20 protein-coding genes and 1 pseudogene are annotated in these 20,441 nt (G+C 59.3%); 18 read left to right on the plus strand and 3 right to left on the minus strand.

Annotated features, from left to right (window positions below; all coding sequences use genetic code 11):
* Positions 1 to 110 precede the first annotated feature (110 nt).
* A pseudogene (gene mutY / locus IPP95_13915) lies at positions 111 to 1,168 on the minus strand (A/G-specific adenine glycosylase).
* A gap of 69 nt (positions 1,169 to 1,237) precedes the next feature.
* On the opposite strand from mutY, the gene IPP95_13920 reads away from it, so the two are divergent.
* The 9 genes from IPP95_13920 (at position 1,238) to gcvP (ending at position 10,932) form a co-directional block, all read left to right on the plus strand.
* Positions 1,238 to 1,531: an integration host factor subunit beta gene (locus tag IPP95_13920; protein QQS72248.1), complete on the plus strand. Its 294-nt coding sequence runs from the start codon at positions 1,238 to 1,240 to the stop codon at positions 1,529 to 1,531.
* A 26-nt stretch (positions 1,532 to 1,557) separates the two neighbouring features.
* Positions 1,558 to 2,097: a tetratricopeptide repeat protein gene (locus IPP95_13925; GenBank protein QQS72249.1), complete on the plus strand. Its 540-nt coding sequence runs from the start codon at positions 1,558 to 1,560 to the stop codon at positions 2,095 to 2,097.
* A 202-nt stretch (positions 2,098 to 2,299) separates the two neighbouring features.
* Complete coding sequence (locus IPP95_13930) at positions 2,300 to 3,850, plus strand: Rne/Rng family ribonuclease (GenBank protein QQS72250.1); 1,551 nt, start codon at positions 2,300 to 2,302, stop codon at positions 3,848 to 3,850.
* Positions 3,851 to 3,954: 104 nt separating this feature from the next.
* Positions 3,955 to 4,434: a RecX family transcriptional regulator gene (locus IPP95_13935; protein ID QQS72251.1), complete on the plus strand. Its 480-nt coding sequence runs from the start codon at positions 3,955 to 3,957 to the stop codon at positions 4,432 to 4,434.
* Between the two features lie 69 nt (positions 4,435 to 4,503).
* A complete protein-coding gene (gene prfB, locus IPP95_13940; protein ID QQS72252.1) occupies positions 4,504 to 5,604 on the plus strand; it encodes a peptide chain release factor 2 in 1,101 nt (366 codons plus the stop codon).
* Positions 5,605 to 5,815: 211 nt separating this feature from the next.
* Positions 5,816 to 6,166, plus strand: a complete 351-nt coding sequence (arsC, locus tag IPP95_13945) for an arsenate reductase (glutaredoxin) (protein ID QQS72253.1) — start codon at positions 5,816 to 5,818, stop codon at positions 6,164 to 6,166.
* A 34-nt stretch (positions 6,167 to 6,200) separates the two neighbouring features.
* Positions 6,201 to 7,595, plus strand: a complete 1,395-nt coding sequence (gene fumC, locus IPP95_13950) for a class II fumarate hydratase (protein ID QQS72254.1) — start codon at positions 6,201 to 6,203, stop codon at positions 7,593 to 7,595.
* A gap of 63 nt (positions 7,596 to 7,658) precedes the next feature.
* Positions 7,659 to 7,850, plus strand: a complete 192-nt coding sequence (locus tag IPP95_13955) for a hypothetical protein (GenBank protein QQS72255.1) — start codon at positions 7,659 to 7,661, stop codon at positions 7,848 to 7,850.
* A gap of 202 nt (positions 7,851 to 8,052) precedes the next feature.
* A complete protein-coding gene (gene gcvP / locus IPP95_13960; GenBank protein QQS72256.1) occupies positions 8,053 to 10,932 on the plus strand; it encodes an aminomethyl-transferring glycine dehydrogenase in 2,880 nt (959 codons plus the stop codon).
* 38 nt (positions 10,933 to 10,970) lie between these two features.
* On the opposite strand, the gene IPP95_13965 is transcribed toward gcvP, so the two are convergent.
* Positions 10,971 to 11,726 carry an ATP-binding cassette domain-containing protein gene (locus IPP95_13965; protein QQS72257.1) on the minus strand — a complete coding sequence of 252 codons (756 nt, stop codon included), beginning with the start codon at positions 11,724 to 11,726 and terminating at the stop codon, positions 10,971 to 10,973.
* Positions 11,723 to 12,463: an ABC transporter permease gene (locus tag IPP95_13970; GenBank protein ID QQS72258.1), complete on the minus strand. Its 741-nt coding sequence runs from the start codon at positions 12,461 to 12,463 to the stop codon at positions 11,723 to 11,725. The genes IPP95_13965 and IPP95_13970 overlap by 4 nt, the downstream gene beginning before the upstream one ends.
* A 160-nt stretch (positions 12,464 to 12,623) precedes the next feature.
* Here IPP95_13970 and IPP95_13975 point away from each other — a divergent pair, with 160 nt between their 5' ends.
* From IPP95_13975 to IPP95_14015, 9 genes are all read left to right on the plus strand, one after another.
* The gene (locus IPP95_13975; protein QQS72259.1) at positions 12,624 to 12,818 is read left to right on the plus strand and encodes a hypothetical protein; all 195 of its coding nucleotides are present in this window, start codon (positions 12,624 to 12,626) and stop codon (positions 12,816 to 12,818) included.
* Positions 12,802 to 13,431, plus strand: coding sequence for a SprT-like domain-containing protein (locus IPP95_13980; protein QQS72260.1), 630 nt, complete (start codon positions 12,802 to 12,804; stop codon positions 13,429 to 13,431). Before IPP95_13975 ends, IPP95_13980 begins: the two co-directional genes overlap by 17 nt.
* Before the next feature lie 21 nt (positions 13,432 to 13,452).
* On the plus strand, positions 13,453 to 14,544 hold the full coding sequence (locus tag IPP95_13985; protein QQS72261.1) for an NTP transferase domain-containing protein: 1,092 nt from the start codon (positions 13,453 to 13,455) through the stop codon (positions 14,542 to 14,544).
* Between the two features lie 480 nt (positions 14,545 to 15,024).
* A complete protein-coding gene (locus tag IPP95_13990) occupies positions 15,025 to 16,494 on the plus strand; it encodes a sodium:solute symporter family protein (protein ID QQS72262.1) in 1,470 nt (489 codons plus the stop codon).
* Positions 16,484 to 16,915, plus strand: a complete 432-nt coding sequence (locus IPP95_13995) for a GNAT family N-acetyltransferase (GenBank protein QQS72263.1) — start codon at positions 16,484 to 16,486, stop codon at positions 16,913 to 16,915. Before IPP95_13990 ends, IPP95_13995 begins: the two co-directional genes overlap by 11 nt.
* Positions 16,912 to 17,106: a hypothetical protein gene (locus IPP95_14000; GenBank protein QQS72264.1), complete on the plus strand. Its 195-nt coding sequence runs from the start codon at positions 16,912 to 16,914 to the stop codon at positions 17,104 to 17,106. Before IPP95_13995 ends, IPP95_14000 begins: the two co-directional genes overlap by 4 nt.
* Positions 17,106 to 18,050: an amidohydrolase gene (locus IPP95_14005; GenBank protein ID QQS72265.1), complete on the plus strand. Its 945-nt coding sequence runs from the start codon at positions 17,106 to 17,108 to the stop codon at positions 18,048 to 18,050. Before IPP95_14000 ends, IPP95_14005 begins: the two co-directional genes overlap by 1 nt.
* Positions 18,050 to 19,210 (plus strand): alanine racemase, encoded by a 1,161-nt coding sequence (alr, locus tag IPP95_14010; GenBank protein QQS72266.1) that lies wholly within the window; start codon positions 18,050 to 18,052, stop codon positions 19,208 to 19,210. Before IPP95_14005 ends, alr begins: the two co-directional genes overlap by 1 nt.
* A gap of 2 nt (positions 19,211 to 19,212) precedes the next feature.
* Positions 19,213 to 20,283 carry an alanine/ornithine racemase family PLP-dependent enzyme gene (locus tag IPP95_14015; GenBank protein ID QQS72267.1) on the plus strand — a complete coding sequence of 357 codons (1,071 nt, stop codon included), beginning with the start codon at positions 19,213 to 19,215 and terminating at the stop codon, positions 20,281 to 20,283.
* Positions 20,284 to 20,441: the final 158 nt, after the last annotated feature.

Below are 20,441 nucleotides of genomic sequence, written 5' to 3' on the forward strand. Positions count from 1 at the left end.
TTTTCGGATGGAATGGCTGAAGGTACAGAATTGTGCCTCTTTTACACAACGGTGGTCGGAATCTGACGGCTTGCTTTTGTCGTTCGACCAGCTCAATTCCAGATCTGTTTTTATTCAGGGTTCTGTTCCTTCGCCATCCACCGCTCGATCAATCGAGGCACCGCCAGCCCGTCCATTTCCTTCAACGGAACACGTTCCCAATCTTCCGGCGGCGCGAATGCCTTCGGCGGAGCCACGGTCCAAAAAACAGCATGGATCACCTGATGGCTCAGCACATGCCGGGCGGCTTCACTACTGTCGGTTCTGGTCCATCCCTGCCCGAAGTTCTTGCGCAGCGCCGTTTCCAACGAGCGTTTTGTCAGTGGCTTTTCGCTTTCGAGCAGCGGAAGCTCATACAACCCGGTCCAGATGTCCTTGCCATTGCGCTGCCGCATGTGATCCCGTTCCCTGCGGCGATGTGCAGGTAGTTGAAGAAGCGGTTTCGGGTCTTCGTCTTACCCTGCTTCACCGGAAGCGATGCAATGGTTCCCGTGGCAAAGGCGACGCACTGCGCCTGTAGCGGGCAATGCATGCAGTCCGGGCTTTTGGGCGTGCAGACCGTGGCCCCCAGTTCCATCACCGCTTGGTTGTGGTCGCCGGGATGCTTCGCGTCTAACAGTTCCGTGGCCAATTCCTTGAACTGTTTTCGCCCGGCGGTGCTGTCAATTGGTGTGTCGATGCCAAAGGAGCGGGCCAGCACGCGGAACACGTTGCCATCGACCACGGCTTCGGGCCGGTGGAAGCAGATGGAAGCGATCGCTGCCGCAGTGTAGTCGCCCACGCCTTTCAGCTTCAGCAGGCCCTCATGGTTGTCGGGGAATTTTCCGCCGTGTTCTTCCATCACCTGCCGGGCGGCCTTCAGCAGGTTGCGGGCGCGGCTGTAGTAGCCCAAGCCTTGCCACACCTTCAGCACCTCGTTCTCATGCGCGGCGGCCAACTTCGCCACGGTTGGCCAGCGCTCGGTGAAGCGCAAATAGTAGCCAAGCCCTTGGTCCACGCGCGTTTGCTGGAGCATCACCTCGCTGAGCCAGATGAGGTACGGGTCCTTCGTCCCCCGCCAAGGCAGGGGGCGGTGGTTTTCCCGGTACCACGGCAGAAGGAGCTTTGAAAACCACGAACGACTTGACATCCAGTGACAAAGATGCGGTGCGGATCGAAAAGAGCGTTATCTTCGCAGCCCGAAAAAAGGAAGGACCGAATGACGAAGGCGGAACTGGTGGCATCCATAAGCGGTAAGACAGGCATCGAGCGCGAGGTGGTGCTCAATACCATCGAGGCGTTCATGGACCAGGTGAAGAACACCTTGGAAGGCGGTGAGGACGTGCACCTGCGCGGCTTCGGCAGCTTTCTGGTGAAGCACCGCGCACAGAAGACCGGGCGCATCCTGAAGAACAACACCACCATCATCATCCCTGCCCACGACATCCCCTTCTTCAAGCCGGCGGACGTCTTCGTGGACAAGGTAAAGAACCGCGTCAAGCAGCCTGCCTAATGGGATTGAAGCGCAACCATTGGCTAATGATCGTTGCCGCCGCACTGGTGGTGGCGCTTCTCGCCATGGCCCCGCGCACACCTTCCGAAGCTGCCGCCAAGAATGCCGCCGACGCCACCAGTGCCCGTGTGAGCGAGGACCCCAACAGCGGTTCCACCCCCACCGCTGACGGCCCGCGCGAAGCGATGACCAGCAAGAACCCCAAGGTCTCCGCCATCCTCAGCGAACTGGCCGCAGGCAAGCCGCCCATGCAGACAATCCTGAAGCTGAAAGCGCTGGCCGACGAGGAGCCGGACAACGTGGAGGCGCAGTACCATCTGGGCCTCTTCAGCTGGCAGACCGGCCAGTACGACAAGGCCATGGAGCGCTTCCGGAAGACCATCGAGCTGGACGGCAAAGAGTATCCGGACGCCTATGCCTACTTAGGCCAGGCCTACGCCTCATTAGACAGCACCGACAAGGCCCTCGCGGCTTTGGAGACCTACAAGACTTTAGTGACCGATACCGCCCTGATCAACGGGGCCGACCGGTTCATCGCCGATATCAAGAACAAGCACCAACACTGAGCACATATGCCCTGCGGTAAGAAAAGGAAGCGACATAAGATGTCCACCCACAAGCGGAAGAAGCGCTTGCGCAAGAACCGTCACAAGAAGAAGAACCGGTAGGCGTTGACGCCCGGCATGGCCCCGTTCCGCATTTGGCGGGACGCGGTCCGCCGTTCGGGCATTTTGCGCCAAGAGGCGCGCAACCTTACCCCTTTTTCCCGTGAGCGTAGATCTGATCATCCGCTCCCAAGGGAGCGAAGTAGCCATCGCCGTCCTGCGCGACAAGCTCCTCATGGAGCTTCACCGCGAGCGGACGGAGCGGGGCTTTGCCGTAGGCGACATTTACTTGGCCAAGGTGCGCAAAGTGGCCCCCGGCCTCAACGCGGCCTTCGTGGACGTTGGGCACGAGAAGGACGCTTTCCTGCACTACTTCGACCTCGGCCCGCAGTACCGCAACAGCTATAAGTTCGCCAAGGGCGCCGTCAGTGGTACGGTGAAGACCTCCCTGCTGGAAGGTTGGAAACCCGAAGTGGACATCACCAAGGACGGCAAACTGTCCGAAGTGCTCAGCGCCAGCCAGAGCATCCTGGTGCAGATAGCAAAGGAGCCGATCAGCACCAAGGGCCCGCGCCTTACCGCGGAAGTGACCCTCGCAGGGCGCTACATGGTGCTGGTGCCTTTCATCAACAAGGTCAGCATCAGCAGCCGCCTTACCGACGAGACCGAGCGCAAGCGCCTCAAGGCCCTGATGCAGGCCATCCGCCCGAAGAATTTCGGCATTATCATCCGCACCAACGCGGAAGGCAAGGCCACCGAGGACCTCGAGGCCGACCTGAAGACATTGATGCAGCGCTGGGACGAGATGTTCCGCAACCTGCACAATGCCATACCGCCCAAGAAGGTGCTCGGTGAGATCGACCGCACCAGCGCCGTCCTCCGCGACGTGCTCAACAAGGACTTCACCAGTATTATCGTGGACGACGAGCTGCTCTACGAGGAAGTGAAGGACACCATCGAGCGCACCGCACCGGAGAAGAAGGACATCGTAAAGCACTACAAGGGCAAGCTCGACATCTTCGACAACTACGGCATCAACAAGCAGATCAAGCAGGCTTTCGGCAGGCAGGTGATGCTGCCCAGCGGCGGCTACCTCATCGTGGAGAAGACCGAGGCCATGCACGTGGTGGACGTCAACAGTGGCAGCCGCAAAGGCGGGCGCAACACCCAGGAGGTCAACGCGCTGGAGATCAACGTGGAAGCGGCACGCGAGATCGCACGCCTGCTGCGCCTGCGCGATATGGGCGGCATCATCTGCGTGGACTTCATCGACCTTTATGAGGCCGATAACCGCCGCACGCTCCACAAGGAATTGAAGGACGCCATGGCCGACGACAAGGCCAAACACAACGTACTTCCGCCGAGCAAATTCGGGGTGATCGAAATGACGCGCCAACGCGTGCGCCCCGAGACCGAGATCGACACCAGCGAGAGCTGCCCCACCTGCGGCGGCACCGGCGAGGTGAGCGCACCCGTGCTCATCATCGACGAGATCGAGAACGGCCTCAACTACCTGATCTCGGAAAAGGACATGAGCGGCGTGAGCCTTCATGTGCATCCGTTCGTTGCGGCCTACTTCACCAAGGGCCTGCCCAGCATCCAACAAAAGTGGTGGTGGCGTTGGAAGAAATGGGTGAAGGTGGTGCCACAGGGCTCCAGCCGCTACCTCGAGTTCCACGTCTTTGACGGCGAGGGGAAGGAGGTGGCTGTTTGATCTTCTTTGAACTCAATCTTCAAGCCATAAGCTGCAAGCCACAAGCTTGGGTTCGTGCTGTTAGACCTCCGGTGGGTAAGCTTGTGGCTTGAAGCTAGCGGCATATGGCTGACCATCAATTCTCCGAACCCGAACTCTTGGCCAAAGCCCGCGCCTATTGCGCCCGCCAAGAGCGTTGCCAGCAGGAAGTGCGGGACAAGGCCTATTCGTGGGGTGGGCATCAAGAGCAGGTGGAACAGATCATCGCGCAGCTCATCGGTGAAGGTTTTTTGAACGAGGCCCGTTTCGCGGAGCACTACGCCGTGAGTAAAAGCAGGCAGAAGGGTTGGGGCCTACGGAAGATCGAACAGGCCTTGAAGGGGAAGCGTGTTTCGGAAGCCTGCATCACACTTGGCTTGAAGGCGATCGATGGCGAAGAGGCATCGGACCAGTTGCAAGTGGCCGCGGCCAAGCGCTGGGAAAAGCTGAAGCACGAGGAGCCGTTCATCCGGAAAGGAAAATTGGTCCGGCACTTTATGGGCAAGGGCTTTTCGGTGGATGAGATCGGGGCGGCGTTGGAGGCTTTGCGTTCCGAACGGGGTTGAATTCATCTTTTCCGAAGCGTTGCACGCGCAGTACCTTCGCGGCCCGAAAGAACCGGGCTTTCCCGCACCATGATCACCATCGACAAGATCACCGACCTCGCCGAGCGTCTGGAAGCACTGAAGGGCTACTTGGAGATCGAGGACAAGCGGGGACGCATCCTGGAAGAGGAGAAGTACACCCTCGACCCGGATTTCTGGAACGACCAGAAGAAGGCGCAGGGGGTGATGCACAAGATCCGCGAGCTTAAGCGTTGGGTGGTGATGTACGAAAATGTGAAGCGTGAAGTGGACGATGCGGGCGTGACCTACGAGTTCTTCAAGGCCAAGGAAGCGAGCGAGGACGAGCTGGAAATGCAGTTCAAAAAAGCGTCGGATGCCTTGGAGGAGCTGGAGTTCAAGAACATGCTCAGCGCCGAGGAAGACCCATTGAGCGCGGTGGTGCAGATCACCAGCGGCGCGGGCGGCACCGAGAGCAACGATTGGGCCCTGATGCTGCTGCGCATGTACCGCATGTACGCGGAGAAGAGCGGTTATCAAGTGAAGATCCTCGACTACCAGGACGGCGAAGCCGCAGGCATCAAGCAGGCCACCATGGAAGTGGACGGCGAGTTCGCTTTTGGCATGTTGAAGAGCGAGAACGGCGTGCATCGCTTGGTGCGCATCAGCCCCTTCGATAGCCAGGCCCGGCGCCACACCAGCTTCGTCAGCGTGTACGTATTCCCCTTGGTGGACGAAAGCATCGACATCGACATCAATCCGGCGGACATCTCTTGGGACACTTTCCGCAGCGGCGGCGCAGGTGGCCAGAACGTGAACAAGGTGGAGACCGGCGTACGCCTGCGCCACGCGCCCACGGGCATCATCATCGAGAACACCGAGACGCGCAGCCAGTTGGACAACAAGACAAAGGCGCTGCAATTGCTGAAGAGCCAGCTCTACGAAGCCGAATTGGAGCGCCGAAGGAACAAACGCAGCGAGATCGAAGCGGGAAAGAAGAAGATCGAGTGGGGCAGCCAGATCCGCAACTACGTCCTTCAACCGTACAAGTTGGTGAAGGATGTGCGCACCAGCTACGAGACCAGCAGTGTGGATGATGTGCTGAACGGCGAGATCGATGAATTCCTCAAAGCGTGGTTGATGCAGAACGGACAAAGCCAGAAAGTTGCTTGACGGAATGGTGCAGTTGTCAGTTGTTCGTTGTCAGTTGTCAGGCGTAGCCACATTGGCAGTTCTGAGTCGGGAATTCTGAAGTCGTGAGTCATGGGTCGGCAGCCGTCCAATCACCAATCACCATTCGCCAATCACCATTCGCCAATCACGGATAACCTCAGATCCGCGTAAATCCGCTCTTTCAGCTTCATCTGCGTTCCATCCATCCACCATGTCTGACTGGACCATCTACCACAATCCCCGCTGCTCCAAGAGCCGTGAAGCGCTCGCCCTGCTGAAGGACAACGGCATCACCCCCAAAGTGGTGGAATACCTTAAGGACACGCCGACGCGAAAGGAGCTGGAACTGCTGGTGATGCAGCTCGGCCTTCCGGCGGTGGATCTGGTGCGCAAGGGCGAAGCGCTTTTCAAGGAAAAGTACAAGGGCCTTGAGTTGAATGAACACGAGTGGATCCGTGTTATGCACGAAAACCCCGTGCTGATGGAACGGCCCGTAGTGGTAAAAGGACACAAGGCCGTTATTGGAAGGCCAATGGGAAACGTAGAGGAACTCATCAAGTAAAGACGGGAGATTTATCGCCCCAACAGAAAAAACCATGGACTACCGCTTAGAAAAAGACACGATGGGCGAGGTAAAAGTGCCCGCCGACAAATACTGGGGCGCACAGACCGAGCGCAGCCGCAACAACTTCAAGATCGGGCCGCCGGGCAGCATGCCGAAGGAGATCATCCACGCCTTCGCCTACCTGAAGAAGGCCGCCGCGCTGGCAAACCTCGAACTGGGCAAACTTCCCCAGGAGAAGTGCGACCTGATCGGTAAGGTCTGCGACGAGATCCTCGCCAGCAAGCTGGACGACCAGTTCCCGTTGGTGATCTGGCAGACCGGCAGCGGTACCCAGAGCAATATGAACGTCAACGAAGTTGTGGCCAACCGCGGGCACGTCATGCAGGGCGGCAAGCTCAACGACGCCGAGAAAGTGCTCAAGGCCAACGACGACGTGAACAAGAGCCAGAGCAGCAACGACACTTTTCCCACGGCCATGCACATCGCGGCCTACACCGCCGCCGCCAAGGTGACGCTGCCCGGGGTAAAGAAGCTCCGTGACACGCTGGCCAAGAAGAGCAACGACTTCAAGGACATCGTGAAGACGGGCCGCACGCACTTCATGGACGCCACACCGCTCACGCTGGGACAGGAGATCAGCGGCTACGTGCAGCAGTTGGACAACGGCATCCGCGCAGTGGAGAACGCGCTGGGGATGATCTGTGAGCTAGCGCTGGGCGGGACAGCCGTCGGCACGGGCCTGAATGCGCCGAAGGGTTACAGCGTGCTGGTGGCGAAGAAGATCGCGGAGCTCACCGGCCTGCCGTTCGTCACCGCGCCGAACAAGTTCGAGGCCTTGGCCGCACACGATGCGATGGTGGAACTCAGCGGCGCCTTCAAGCGCTTGGCCGTTTCACTGAACAAGATCGGCAATGACGTGCGCATGCTCAGCAGCGGTCCCCGGGCCGGCATCGGCGAGATCATTATCCCGGACAACGAGCCCGGCTCCTCCATCATGCCCGGCAAGGTGAACCCCACCCAGCCCGAGGCGCTCACCATGGTGTGCGCACAGGTGATCGGCAACGATGTGGCCGTGAGCATCGGCGGAATGCAAGGCCAGTTCGAGCTGAACGTCTTCAAGCCGGTGATCGCCGCGAACGTGCTGCAAAGCGCGCACCTGCTCGGTGATGCCTGCATGAGCTTCAACGACCACTGCGCGAAAGGGCTGCTGCCCAACAAGCCCGTGCTGAAGCAGCACCTGGAGAACTCCTTGATGCTCGTCACGGCACTGAACACGCACATCGGCTACTACAAGAGCGCCGAGATCGCGAACAAAGCGCACAAGGAGGGCACCACGCTGAAGCAGGCCGCGCTCACCTTGGGCTACGTCACCGCCGAGGACTTCGACACCTGGGTGGACCCGGCGAAGATGGTGAGCGGGGGGTAGGTGTTCTGCTCCTTCAGTGGTCTACTCCAAGGAACCCTGAGGCAGCCTTACTTTTGATCGGCAATGACGGGCGAACAATTGCAAGCCGAGGTCATCAAGAAGCTCGAAACGGCTCCTGATGGGATTCAGCAAGAGGTGCTGGATTATTTGAATGACTTTGAACGTTTGAGCGAGGAGAAACAGAAGCGCTATGTTGCCTTTCTTAAGAATTGCATCGAGGACCGCCCTCTGCTGTTGCGTCTATCCCGATCATAGGACTGCCTGTGGCGGCTCCGCCGTTCCACAAGTTCAGATCCCGTAAATCCTGTAATCATGTCCCGTTCGGGTCATCAGCCCGGGATCTATCACTTATCCCGTCCAACACAACCTCGTTTTTTGTCCATTGCGAGTTGACGGTCGTCAATCGTCAACCACCCGGCCAAGTATCTTTGCGGCCCATTTTTAGCACACCTCCATCATGTCCCTCAACTCCTATCAGGAACGCCACATCGGACCGGACGCTCGCGAGCTCTCCGAAATGCTCGAAGCCATCGGTCAACCTTCCTTGGATGCGCTCGTGGAGCGCACGCTGCCGGACAGCATCCGGAGCAGCGCGCCCATGGGCATCGGCGAGGCGCTGAGCGAGCGCGAGCTGTTGGAGCACATGCGTGAGCTGGGCGCGAAGAACAAACTTTCCCGCAGCTACATCGGCTTAGGTTACAGCGGCACCATCACGCCTTCGGTCATCCGCCGGAACGTATTCGAGAACCCCGGATGGTACACGGCCTACACGCCCTACCAAGCGGAGATCAGCCAAGGGCGCCTGGAGGCACTCCTGAATTTCCAGACCATGGTGGCCGACCTCACGGGCCTGCCGATCGCCAATGCTTCCCTGCTGGACGAGGGCACCGCCATCGCCGAGGCCATGCTGATGTTCCACCACGAGCTGGTCAAGGAGCACCAGCACCGCAAGGGCTTCTTCGTGGACGCCGGCCTTGCCCCGCAGAGCATCGACGTGCTGCGCACCCGTGCCGAGCCACTGGGCATCGAGCTGGTGCTCGGGAACGTGCAGACGGATGCAATACCGGACCATTGCTTCGGCATCGCGCTACAATATCCGGCCATGGACGGTTCCGTGGGCGACCATCGCCAATTCTTGGCCGGACTTAAGGAACGAGGCGTGAAGGTGGCCGTTTGCACGGATCTGCTGGCGCTCACCCTCCTTGCGCCTCCCGGTGAATGGGGTGCGGACGTTTGTGTAGGCAACAGCCAACGCTTCGGCGTGCCGATGGGCTATGGTGGCCCACATGCCGCGTTCTTCAGCACCACGGAGGAGTTCAAACGCTTGATCCCCGGCCGCATCATCGGCGTGAGCAAGGACCGCCGCGGGAAGGCTGCCCTGCGCATGGCCTTGCAGACGCGCGAGCAGCACATCCGCCGCGACAAGGCCACCAGCAACATCTGCACGGCGCAAGCACTGTTGGCTGTGATGGCCTCCTCCTACGCATTGTACCACGGCCCGGAAGGATTGATGGAAATGGCCAAGCGGATCCACGGCTTTGCTGGGCAATTGGCCCATGGTGCCAAGGGCTTGGGCTACGGCCTGAAGAACAGCACCTATTTCGATACGCTCACCTTCGCTCTGCCCGCCGACGTTTCCGGGGATCAGGTGCGCAAGGCCATGGAGGCTCGCAGCATCAACCTGAGCTATCGCGGCGATCTGGTCGGCATTGCGCTGGACGAGACCGTGCGCGACGCTGATGTGAAGGACCTGCTGGCCGCTCTGGCCGAAGCAGCCGGAAAAAAAGCTACTGAGGCTCCCGGTGAGAACGGCGCACACGAAGCGATCCCTGTCGCGTTGAAGCGCGGAACCCCGTTCCTCACGCACCCTGTCTTCAACAGCTACCACACGGAAACGGAGCTGATGCGCTACCTGAAGCGCTTGGAGAACAAGGACTACTCGCTGGTGCATGGCATGATCCCCTTGGGCAGTTGCACGATGAAGTTGAATGCGGCCACCACCCTGATCCCGTTGATGTGGCCGGAATGGGCGGGCCTGCATCCTTTCGCCCCGGTGGCGCAGGCAGGCGGGTATCAAGTTTTGGTGAAGGAACTGGAGCAATTGCTGGCCAAATGCACCGGCTTGGCCGCGACCAGCCTGCAGCCCAACAGTGGCGCACAGGGCGAATACGCAGGGCTGTTGACGATACGGGCCTATCATCACGCCAAAGGCGACACGAAACGGGATATCGCCTTGATCCCCAGCAGTGCGCACGGCACCAACCCGGCCAGCGCCGTGATGGCCGGCATGAAGGTGGTGGTGGTGAAGGCCGATGCCCGCGGGCAGGTGGACGTGGCCGACCTGAAGGCCAAAGCCGAACAGTACAAAGACAACTTGGCCTGCCTGATGATCACCTACCCCAGCACGCACGGCGTCTATGAGGCGGCGATCAAGGAGATCATTGGCACGGTGCATGCCAACGGAGGATTGGTATACATGGACGGCGCCAACATGAACGCCCAGACCGGCCTCACCTCGCCTGGCGAAGTGGACGCCGATGTGTGCCACCTGAACCTGCACAAGACCTTCGCTATCCCGCACGGTGGTGGCGGGCCCGGCGTTGGACCCATCTGTGTGAACGAGAAGCTGAAGCCCTTCCTGCCGGGACATTCCATGGTGATGACCGGCGGCGAACAGGCCATCCCGGCGGTGAGCTCGGCACCATGGGGTAGCGCGCTCATACTGCTGATCAGTTATGCCTACATCAAGATGCTCGGCGAGCGGGGGCTCACAGATGCTACCCGCTACGCGATCCTAAATGCCAACTACTTGAAGACCAAGTTGGCAGGCCAGTATCCGATCCTCTATAAGGGCGACGTGGGCATGGTGGCGCATGAAATGATCCTGGATTGCCGCGACTTTAAGCGCACTGCCGGCGTGGAGGTGGAGGACATTGCCAAGCGATTAATGGACTATGGCTTCCATGCGCCCACGGTGAGCTTCCCCGTGGCGGGCACCTTGATGGTGGAACCTACCGAGAGTGAGAGCAAGGCCGAACTGGACCGCTTCGTGGAGGCCATGACGGCCATCCGACAGGAGATCGCGGACATTGTGGAAGGCAAACTGGACAAAGCCGACAACCCGCTGAAAATGGCGCCGCATACCGCTGACGAGGTCATTTCCGATAGCTGGCAACACGGCTACGGAAGGGAGCAGGCCGCATTCCCGGTGCAAGGCATCCGGGCCGGAAAGTATTGGCCTACCTCAAGTCGTGTGGACAATGCGTACGGTGACCGGAACCTGGTCTGTAGTTGCCCACCGATCGAGGCCTATGCCGAGGAGGAGGCCACGGCGTAAGCTGCGGGGAATGAGGAGTTGAACCGGGCCGGGCCGTGCTACGAAATGGCTTTGCGCACCTCGCGCATCAGGCTGCCCGCGAAAATGAACTCGTTGAGCGCGGCGTTGTCGCTCTTTAGGAGTTCATCGCGCGTTCCCTGCCACATCAACTGCTTGTCGTTGATGAAGAAGATCTCGTCCGCGATGCCCATCACCGAGTTCATGTCATGTGTGATCACCACGGTGGTGGTGTTGTATTCTTTCGTGATCTCTTCGATCAGCTCATCGATCACGATGCTGGTCTGCGGGTCCAGGCCGCTGTTGGGCTCGTCCACGAACAAGTATTTCGGGTTCATGGAGATGGCCCTGGCGATGCCCACGCGTTTCTGCATGCCACCGCTGATCTCGGCCGGGAATTTCTTGTCGGAGCCCTCGATCTTCACCCGCTTGAGGCAGAAATGCGCCCGTTCCAGCATTTCCCTTACGCTCATGGTGCCGAACATCCGCAAGGGGAACATCACGTTCTCCAGCACGGTGAGCGAGTCGAAGAGCGCGCTGCTCTGGAAGAGCATGCCGATCTCCTGGCGCAGTTGCCGCTTCGCTTCCTTGTCCATTTCCTGAAAGCACCTCCCGTCGTAGAGCACTTCACCCTTGGTGGGCGCATAGAGACCGATGATGCACTTGGCCAGTACGCTCTTGCCGCTGCCGCTCTTGCCGATGATCTGGCTCACCTTGCCTTTCGCAAACTTGACGTTTATGTCGTGGAGCACCTCTACGGCACCGAAGCTTTTGTACAGGTGTCGCACCTCGATCATAGCAAGAGTAACTGGGTGAGCAGGTAGTTCATGATCAGGATCACCACGTCGCTATAGACCACCGCCTTGGTGCTGCTGATACCCACCTCGCGCGTGCCCCCGGTCGTGTAATACCCTTGGTAGGCCGAAACGCTGGCGATGATCACGGCGAAGACCACTGTCTTGATCAAGGCATAGGTGACGCTGTAGGGGTCGAAATCATATTGAACGCCCAAGATGTAATTATCCGAGCTGATGATCCCGCTGAGCGTTCCGGCCATCCATCCCCCGAAGATGCTCAGGAACATGCTGATGATGATCAGGAAAGGATTGATGAGGGCTGTGGCGATGATCTTCGGGAGGATGAGGTAGCCGGCGGAGTTGACCCCCATGATGTCCAACGCATCAATTTGTTCCCGAACGCGCATGGAGCCGATCTCCGCCGCTATCGTGGAACCCACTTTGCCTGCCAAGATCAAGGAGATGATGGTGGGACTGAACTCAAGAATGGAGCTTTGCCGAACGGTGAACCCCACCACATACTGGGGGATGAGGGGCGAATTGATGTTCATCTTGGTCTGGATCGTGATCACCGCCCCCATGAAGAGGGAGAGTAATGCGACGATAGCCAAACTCCTGACGCCCAGTAGGTCCATTTCCTCCAAAGTGCGCTTCCAGTAGATACTGAGGCGCTCCGGCTTGGAGAAAACCTCACCCATGAGGATGAAATATCGGCCGATGTGGAAAAGGAGCGCCATGGAGGGGAAAAAGACCGGCTAAAGTAGGGCATGCGAACTTCCGCGAAATGTTCAGGGGGACCTTTCATCCACATGGAGCGGCTGCTAACTTTGCCAACCCCGCCCCCCGCATCCCGGCATGTCCCAAACCCGATCATTCAACACTGGCACTTCCTTTTTCATGATCGGGATATGGATGGTCTTCATGGGTTGCGCCTCGCACCCTCGTTATGGCGCTGCCCCGAAGCACAAACGCGGCTGTGACTGCCCGAAGTGGAACGCTGTTCCGGTGAAGGAAAAGAAGGATGAACTGCGCGTGGACCTGACGGAGAGGAACAACGATCTTGCGAACCTGAACGATGGCAGCAGCCACTGATATCCTCCGTCTCCAAGCCCACCTGCCCCGCACCGCGTGGCCGGTAGTGGCAAACTGGCTGCGCCGCAATCCCGTGCTCGTCCGCATCAGTCCTCCCCGTAGCACCAAACTGGGTGACTATCGGGTGGCGACGCGGACGCTGCAGCACCGGATCTCCGTCAACGAAGACCTCAATCGTTTTGCGTTCCTGGTCGTTCTGGTGCATGAGTTCGCGCACTATGCGACCTTTCAGAAATACCGTCGGCACGAACCGCACGGTGCGGAATGGAAGGCCGAGTATAAACGCCTCATGCGCCCGCTCCTCAGCCGCGAGGTCTTTCCCGCTGATGTGCTGCGGATGCTTGTGTTGCACTTGGACGACGCCCCGAGCAGCAGTTGCACGGACCATGGTCTCATGCGCGTCCTCCGCCGCTACGACCGCGAACCGCGGCCATTTCTCGAGGAACTGGAAGATAATACCGTGTTCCGCTTCAATGGAAAGATCTTCGTCAAGGGACGGCAAATGCGCAAGCGGTTCCGCTGCCGCTGCCTCAACAACCGCCGCATCTATTTGATCGACCCCACCGCCGAGGTGCATTTGGAGCATGCCTTGGCCTCGCGTCGCGCCTCATAGCGCCGCCATTCAAACCGTGATATGACAGACAAGCATACCTATTGCATCATCATGGCCGGAGGTATCGGAAGCCGCTTCTGGCCGATGAGCCGCACCGCGCATCCCAAGCAATTCCTTGATTTTCTTGGTCATGGCCGCACGCTGATCCAACAGACCTTCGACCGTTTTCTCGATGTTTGCCCGGCGGAGAACATCTACGTGGTGACCAATGCCCAATACGCGCCATTGGTCCACGAGCAACTGCCGGCCCTCAGGCCTGAACAAGTGCTGTTGGAACCGGACCGCCGGAACACCGCGCCTTGTATCGCCTATGCCAACCACGCCATCGCCAAACGCGATCCGAAGGCGCTGATCATCACCTCGCCCAGCGACCATTTGGTAAAGGATGAAAAGGAGTTCCAGGCCCGGCTGAGGATCGCTTCGGAACAGGCTGTAGTGGAGGATTGCTTAGTAACGCTGGGCATCACGCCGGACCGCCCCGACACCGGTTACGGCTACATCCAGTTCAGCGACCAAGGCCCGGCGGAAAGGCCCGAAGTGAAGCGTGTAAAAAACTTCACCGAAAAGCCCGACCATGCCAAGGCGCAGCAATTCCTGGACAGCGGTGAATACCTCTGGAACAGCGGCATCTTCATCTGGTCATTGGCCAGCATCCGGAAAGCCTTCAGAAAGCACCTTCCTGAAATGGAAGTGCTCTTCAGTACCGGTGAAAACGCATACGGTACGCCCAACGAAGCGGAGTTCATCGCCAAGATCTACGGGACTTGCGAGAGCATCAGCATCGACTACGGGATCCTCGAAAAGGCGGACAACGTATACGTGGTGGCCGGTGATTTCGGCTGGAGCGACCTCGGAACTTGGGGCAGCCTATACTCCCAACTCCCGAAGGATGCCAACGCCAACGCGGGCACGAGCAAGACCGTGCGCGTCTATGATGGCAAGGACAACATGGTACACGTGCAGGACGACCGCTTGGTGGTGCTGCAAGGTCTGGAGGACTTCATCGTGGTAAGCACACCCGACGCGCTGCTCGTCTGTCGCAAGCACGATGAGCAGAAGATCAAGGGCATCGTGCAGGAGCTGACGAAGGATATTGGGGAGAAGTACATTTAGTTGTCGGTTGTCAGTTCTCAGTTGTCAGGTTTGCGACCCGGCGTTCTGTACGCTGTGGCTGGTTCTGCATCAAACGAGACAACTGTCCGTCCGCGCTTGCAGCGCGAGTTTATCTGCCGAAGGCACGGCTTGCGTGCCGGAGGCATGGCGTGCGCGGTCCGATACGTATCGGTCCACGCCTGTGGCGCTTCAATTTGTTCGTGAACTTGTCTTAGAGCTGGGAAACAACGGAATGGCCTAGACCGAAAAAGCACTGTGTCTGTCCTGACAACCGACAACGAACAACTGACAACCAAGTCAAGCTAATTCCTCAGCACTGGCAAGCCTCACAGAAGCTTCAGTCATGAATTATCGAGCAAATTCAACGGTATTCAGTACCTTCGCGCCGCAATTCTCGGAATGACGGCCTGAATTTGGCGGTCGCTTGGCACAAGTCGGGCCTTTGGTTCCTTTCACACTTAAAGCCCCTCTGCCCCGCTTTTGCATTGGATCGACGCCAGCATCCTCATCGTTTACATGATCGCCCTTGTGGCGATCGGTGTGTACTTCATGCGGAAGAACACGGACCAGGAGGATTACTTCGTCGGCGGCCGGGGGATGGGCCATTGGCACATCGGGCTTAGCGTGGTGGCCACCGACGTTGGCGGCGGCTTCTCCATCGGCCTCGGCGGACTTGGATTCGTTATGGGCCTTTCCGGCGCTTGGATGCTTTTCACTGGACTGGTCGGGGCTTGGCTTGCGGCGGTGTTCCTGATCCCGCGCGTGTACGACCTTGCCCGGCGCGAGAAGTTCCTCACTTTCCCGCAGCTCATCGGGCACCACTACAACGGCCGGGCCGCGTTCGTTGCCGGCATCATCTGCGCTATCGGCTACTTGGGCTTTACCAGCTCGCAGCTGCTGGCGGGGGCGAAGCTGGCCTCCTCCGCCTTTGTCGGCCTGGACATGGGCACGGCGCTGTTGATCATGGGCGCCATCATCGTAGGCTACACGGTGATGGGCGGCATGAAGGCAGTAGTCTACACGGACACGGTGCAATGGATCGTGCTCATCGCCGGGCTTTCCTTGGTGGGCTTGCCGATGGCGTGGTATGCCGTGGGCGGTTGGGAAGGCATCCATGCCTCGGTGACGCCGGAGCAGCTTTCACTGACCAACGTGGGGCCGGTAACGCTCATCAATTGGATGGTCACCATCGTGCCGATCTGGTTCGTGGGGATGACGCTCTACCAACGGATCTATGCCAGTCGCAGCGAGCGATCCGCCAAGAAAGCGTGGTACATCGCGGGCTTCCTGGAGTGGCCGCTGATGGCCTTCATGGGCGTTGCGCTCGGCTTGCTGGGCCGTGTGGCCGCTGATCAAGGGCTGCTGGTGCACCTGATAGGCGGCGATGTCAACACCATGGACCCCGAGCTGGGCCTGCCCCTCTTGCTGCGCGCGGTGCTGCCCGTAGGATTCCTCGGTCTCGTGCTCGCGGCCTACTTCTCCGCCATTCTCAGCACAGCGGACAGCTGCTTGATGGCCGCCAGCGGGAACGTGCTCACCGACATCGTGGGCCGCTTGCGGAAGAAGGAGCAAACCACCGAACAAGTGCTGAGGTTCTCGCAAGTGCTCACGCTGGCCTTGGGCATTTTGGCCATGGTGATCGCAGCGAACATGGAGAACGTGCTGAGCCTGATGCTTGCCTCATACGCCTTCATGGTGAGCGGTTTGTTGGTGCCGTTACTCGCCGCCGTCTTCCTTGGGAAACGGAATGCCAACGCGGCTTTGGCAGCCATGATCGGCGGTGGCCTCACCACCATTCTGCTCGGCAACCTGCCGATCGACCTTCCGCTGGGGCTCGACCCTAACGTTTTTGGGATCACCACTTCCGCGATCCTCTTTTTCATCACCGACCGCCTGTTCCCCGCCAGTACCTTGCAGGCTGTCCCGACACCTCTTCGCAATGAACATTGAACTCCACACCCCGGAGAAACCGGCCGACGAGGCCACGCTCAAGGACATTTCTTCTTTTCTGGTGAAGCATTTGGAGCGCTTCGGCGACCCTGAGGAGCACATCCGCATGGCCATGACTTATTCCCTCGACCCCGTACGCGGCGGCTTCGTGGTGGTCGGCCGGGATGAAGGCCAGATCATCGGCGCGGTGGTGGTGAACGACACGAAGATGGGCGGATACATCCCGCAGAACATCCTGGTCTACATCGCTGTGGATGCTTCACAACGCGGCAAGGGCATCGGCCGGAAGTTGATGCAGGCGGCCATCGACAAGGCTACCGGCGGCATCGCGCTGCACGTGGAGCCGGACAATCCCGCCAAAAAGCTGTACGAATCGCTCGGCTTCACCAATAAGTACCTTGAAATGCGCCTGCAGCAATGAGCACCGCCATCGACCTCAAAGCCTTCCGCCGCGACCTGCACGCGCACCCGGAAATTTCCGGTGAAGAGAAGGAGACAGCCAAGCGTGTACTCGCCGTGCTGAATACCCTGAAACCGGACGCACTGCTGACGGAAGTGGGCGGCACGGGCATCCTGGCCACGTTCGGTACGGACGAAAAGGTCCGCAGGTGATGGTGCGCTGTGAGCTGGACGCCTTACCGATCCAGGAGGTGAACACCTTCGGACACAAGTCCGTGAACAAAGGCGTATCGCACAAGTGCGGGCACGACGGGCATGCGACGATCTTGACCGGGCTGGCAGAAAAACTTGCTGCGAAAAGGCCGGCAAAAGGACGTGTCCACTTACTCTATCAACCTGCGGAAGAGAACGGCGCCGGTGCCGCTGCCGTGCTGAAGGACCCGCGCATGCAGGACAAGCACTTCGACCTCGTGCTCGCGCTGCACAACCTACCGGGCTACAAGCTGGGCAGCACCGTGGTGCGCAAAGGGGCATTCACCGCCAGCGTAAGCAGCATGGTGATCGCTTTGGAAGGCCGCACGTCCCATGCCGCTGAGCCGGAGCATGGCAACAATCCTGCACTGGCTGTGGCCGAGATCCTTACCGGCGCGCTCGCACTGCAACACAACGTGCCCACGGAGGACGGCCTGCGCGTGGTCACGGTGGTGCATGTCAACCTCGGCACCAAGGACTATGGGATCTCCGCCGGAAGCGCCGAGGTACACCTCACCGTCCGCTGCTGGACCGACGCCGAACTGAAGAAGCTCGAACAGGACATCGAGGACCTTTCCCGTCAGGTGGCGAAGAAGCACAAGCTGGGCGTGGACATCAGCTATTGCTTCACGTTCAAGGCCAACCAGAATGATGATGCCGCCGCAGACCTGGTGAAGGCAGCGGTCAACTCCACCGGCCATGAATTGATCGGTCGCGACCACCCGTTCAAATGGGGCGAGGACTTCGGGCTGTTCACCGCGAAATACAAAGGCTGCATGTTCGGCTTGGGCTCCGGAGAGGACATGCCCGCGCTGCACAACCCGGACTACGATTTTCCCGACGAGCTGACCCCGCACGGGGTTGAACTCTTCGAAACGGCGGTGCGTTCCTTCCTGAAGGGCTGATGTTCAACGTTTCCACCATAGAGCTCAGTGCAGAGGCGCTACGGAATAACTTGGCGTTCATCCGCAAGGTCATAGGACCCGGCACGAAACTGTGCAGCGTGGTGAAGGGCAACGCTTACGGCCATGGCATCGGTACGTTCACGGCCATGGCCCAACGCTTGGGCGCGGAAATGTTCGCGGTGTATTCCGCTTCGGAAGCCTACGAGCTGAAGAAGCACTTGACGAACGGTGCGGAGATCTACATCATGGGCGACGCGGACGGCAATGCGCTGGACTGGGCCGTGGAGCATGACATTGCCTTCAATGTCTTTGAGTCGAACCGGCTTTCACAGGCTATTCATTCCGCCAAAGCACAAGGCAAAAGCGCCCGGATACACATCGAAATAGAGACCGGCATGCACCGTACCGGCTTCACCGTCGGCGATCTTCCCGCCGTGCTGGAGCGGTGCCGCAGCCATTCGGACGCGATCGAGATCAAGGGTATCTGCTCGCATTTGGCGGGCGCGGAAAGCCAAGCCAACCGCTTGCGTATCGATGCCCAGAAGGCCCGGTTCCGCGAAGCGATCGCCATCGCTGAGCTGCACGGACAGTCAATCGGGCTTCGCCACTTGGCCTGCTCGGCGGCCATCCTCAATGAGCCGGACACTTTGTATGACATGGCCCGCGTGGGCATTCTGCACTATGGCTTCTGGCCGAACAAAGAGACATGGGACCGCTACTCCAAAGCGCATGGCTTCACCGAAGACCCGCTGATGCGCGTGATCCGTTGGTGGAGCCGGGTGATGTCCGTGTCCACCGTGCCCGCTGGCGGCTTCGTGGGCTACGGGAACGATTTCCAGGCACAGAAGGAAACGCGCATCGCGACCATCCCCATGGGCTATGCCTACGGCTATTCGCGCAGTCTCAGCAACACCGGCCATGTATTGATCCGCGGCAGGAAGGCGCCCGTGCGCGGCATCGTGAACATGAACTGCATCACCGTGGACGTCACCGGCATCGAGGGCGTGGAGAAGGGCGATGAGGCCGTGCTGATCGGCACACAGGACGGCAACAGCATCAGCGTCGCCTCCTTCGGCGATCTCAGCGACCAGTTGAACTATGAACTGTTGACCCGGCTTCCTCACTCCATCCCGCGCGTGGTGGTGGAAAAACACCTTTGAATATGGCCTTCCTCGAACTCTATCGCGACAAGCTCCGGCACAACCACCGCTTCCTGTCCAAGCTCTTCAAGGAGAACGGTATTGAATGGGGTATTGTCACCAAGCTGCTCTGCGGCAACGAAACGTTCATCAAAGAAGTGGTGGCACTGGGCGAGAACGAGTTCCATGATACGCGCATCAGCAACCTGCGCATGGTGAAAAAACTCGCGCCAAATTCGCAGACCGTCTACATCAAACCGCCCGCCAAGCGCGGCATTCCCAACCTCGTGCGCTTCGCCGACGTCAGCTTCAACAGCGACCTCTCCACCATCAAGGCGTTGAGCGCCGAGGCCGTGAAGCAGGGCCGCACCCACAAGGTGATCATCATGGTGGAGATGGGCGACCTCCGCGAAGGCGTGATGGGTGACAGCTTGGTGGATTTTTACGCGCAGGTGTTCCAGCTTCCCAACATCGCCATCGTGGGCTTGGGCACCAACCTCAACTGCCTCAACGGCATCATGCCCACGCAGGACAAGCTGATCCAGCTTGGCCTGTACAAGCAGCTCATCGAGACGAAGTTCAACAAGAAGATCCCTTGGATCACCGGCGGTACCAGCGTCACCATACCGTTGCTGTTGAAGAAGCAGTTGCCCAAGGGCATGAACCATTTCCGCATCGGCGAGGCGCTGTTCTTCGGCAAGGACCTCTTCACCGACGGGATGATCAAGGGCATGCGCAACGACGTCTTCAAGCTGCACGCGGAAGTGATCGAGCTCTATGAAAAGCCCATGACGCCTACCGGCGAGCAGCGCACCAACGTGGCCGGCGTGAAGCCTGAAGTGAAGGAAAGCGACATCGGCCGGACGGCCTTCCGCGCCATCATCGACATCGGCCTGCTGGACGTGGATCCCAAAAACCTGACCCCGCTGACCAAGGGTGTCACCATCATCGAAGCCAGCTCGGACATGCTCGTGCTGGACTTGGACCACAACGAGGCCAAGTTGCATGTTGGAGACCTTATCTCCTTCAGTCTCAATTACATGGGAGCGCTGGGCATCATGAACTCCAAATACATTGACAAGGTGGTGAAGTAGTGTTGAAAGCTGAAAGTTGAAGGCTGAAACTGGAAACGGGAGCAGCAGTGGTACAGTTGGCAGACGGCAGTGGCAGTTGGCAGTGGCAGTCGTCCTATCACCTATCACTTATCACCAGCCATCGATCACCAGTCCCTATGCCTCAGCGGGTTATCTTT

Source organism: Flavobacteriales bacterium (assembly GCA_016700415.1).
GTDB lineage: Bacteria > Bacteroidota > Bacteroidia > Flavobacteriales_F > PHOS-HE28 > PHOS-HE28.

Excerpts from the sequence above, each read along its gene's own strand:
- IPP95_13920 (QQS72248.1), top strand. The coding sequence starts at position 1,238 with ATGACGAAGGCGGAACTGGTGGCATCCATAAGCGGTAAGACAGGCATC.
- IPP95_13925 (QQS72249.1), top strand. The coding sequence starts at position 1,558 with ATGATCGTTGCCGCCGCACTGGTGGTGGCGCTTCTCGCCATGGCCCCG.
- IPP95_13935 (QQS72251.1), top strand. The coding sequence starts at position 3,955 with ATGGCTGACCATCAATTCTCCGAACCCGAACTCTTGGCCAAAGCCCGC.
- prfB (QQS72252.1), top strand. The coding sequence starts at position 4,504 with ATGATCACCATCGACAAGATCACCGACCTCGCCGAGCGTCTGGAAGCA.
- arsC (QQS72253.1), top strand. The coding sequence starts at position 5,816 with ATGTCTGACTGGACCATCTACCACAATCCCCGCTGCTCCAAGAGCCGT.
- fumC (QQS72254.1), top strand. The coding sequence starts at position 6,201 with ATGGACTACCGCTTAGAAAAAGACACGATGGGCGAGGTAAAAGTGCCC.
- IPP95_13955 (QQS72255.1), top strand. The coding sequence starts at position 7,659 with ATGACGGGCGAACAATTGCAAGCCGAGGTCATCAAGAAGCTCGAAACG.
- gcvP (QQS72256.1), top strand. The coding sequence starts at position 8,053 with ATGTCCCTCAACTCCTATCAGGAACGCCACATCGGACCGGACGCTCGC.
- IPP95_13965 (QQS72257.1), bottom strand. The coding sequence starts at position 11,726 with ATGATCGAGGTGCGACACCTGTACAAAAGCTTCGGTGCCGTAGAGGTG.
- IPP95_13970 (QQS72258.1), bottom strand. The coding sequence starts at position 12,463 with ATGGCGCTCCTTTTCCACATCGGCCGATATTTCATCCTCATGGGTGAG.
- IPP95_13975 (QQS72259.1), top strand. The coding sequence starts at position 12,624 with ATGATCGGGATATGGATGGTCTTCATGGGTTGCGCCTCGCACCCTCGT.
- IPP95_13980 (QQS72260.1), top strand. The coding sequence starts at position 12,802 with ATGGCAGCAGCCACTGATATCCTCCGTCTCCAAGCCCACCTGCCCCGC.
- IPP95_13985 (QQS72261.1), top strand. The coding sequence starts at position 13,453 with ATGACAGACAAGCATACCTATTGCATCATCATGGCCGGAGGTATCGGA.
- IPP95_13995 (QQS72263.1), top strand. The coding sequence starts at position 16,484 with ATGAACATTGAACTCCACACCCCGGAGAAACCGGCCGACGAGGCCACG.
- IPP95_14000 (QQS72264.1), top strand. The coding sequence starts at position 16,912 with ATGAGCACCGCCATCGACCTCAAAGCCTTCCGCCGCGACCTGCACGCG.
- IPP95_14005 (QQS72265.1), top strand. The coding sequence starts at position 17,106 with ATGGTGCGCTGTGAGCTGGACGCCTTACCGATCCAGGAGGTGAACACC.
- alr (QQS72266.1), top strand. The coding sequence starts at position 18,050 with ATGTTCAACGTTTCCACCATAGAGCTCAGTGCAGAGGCGCTACGGAAT.
- IPP95_14015 (QQS72267.1), top strand. The coding sequence starts at position 19,213 with ATGGCCTTCCTCGAACTCTATCGCGACAAGCTCCGGCACAACCACCGC.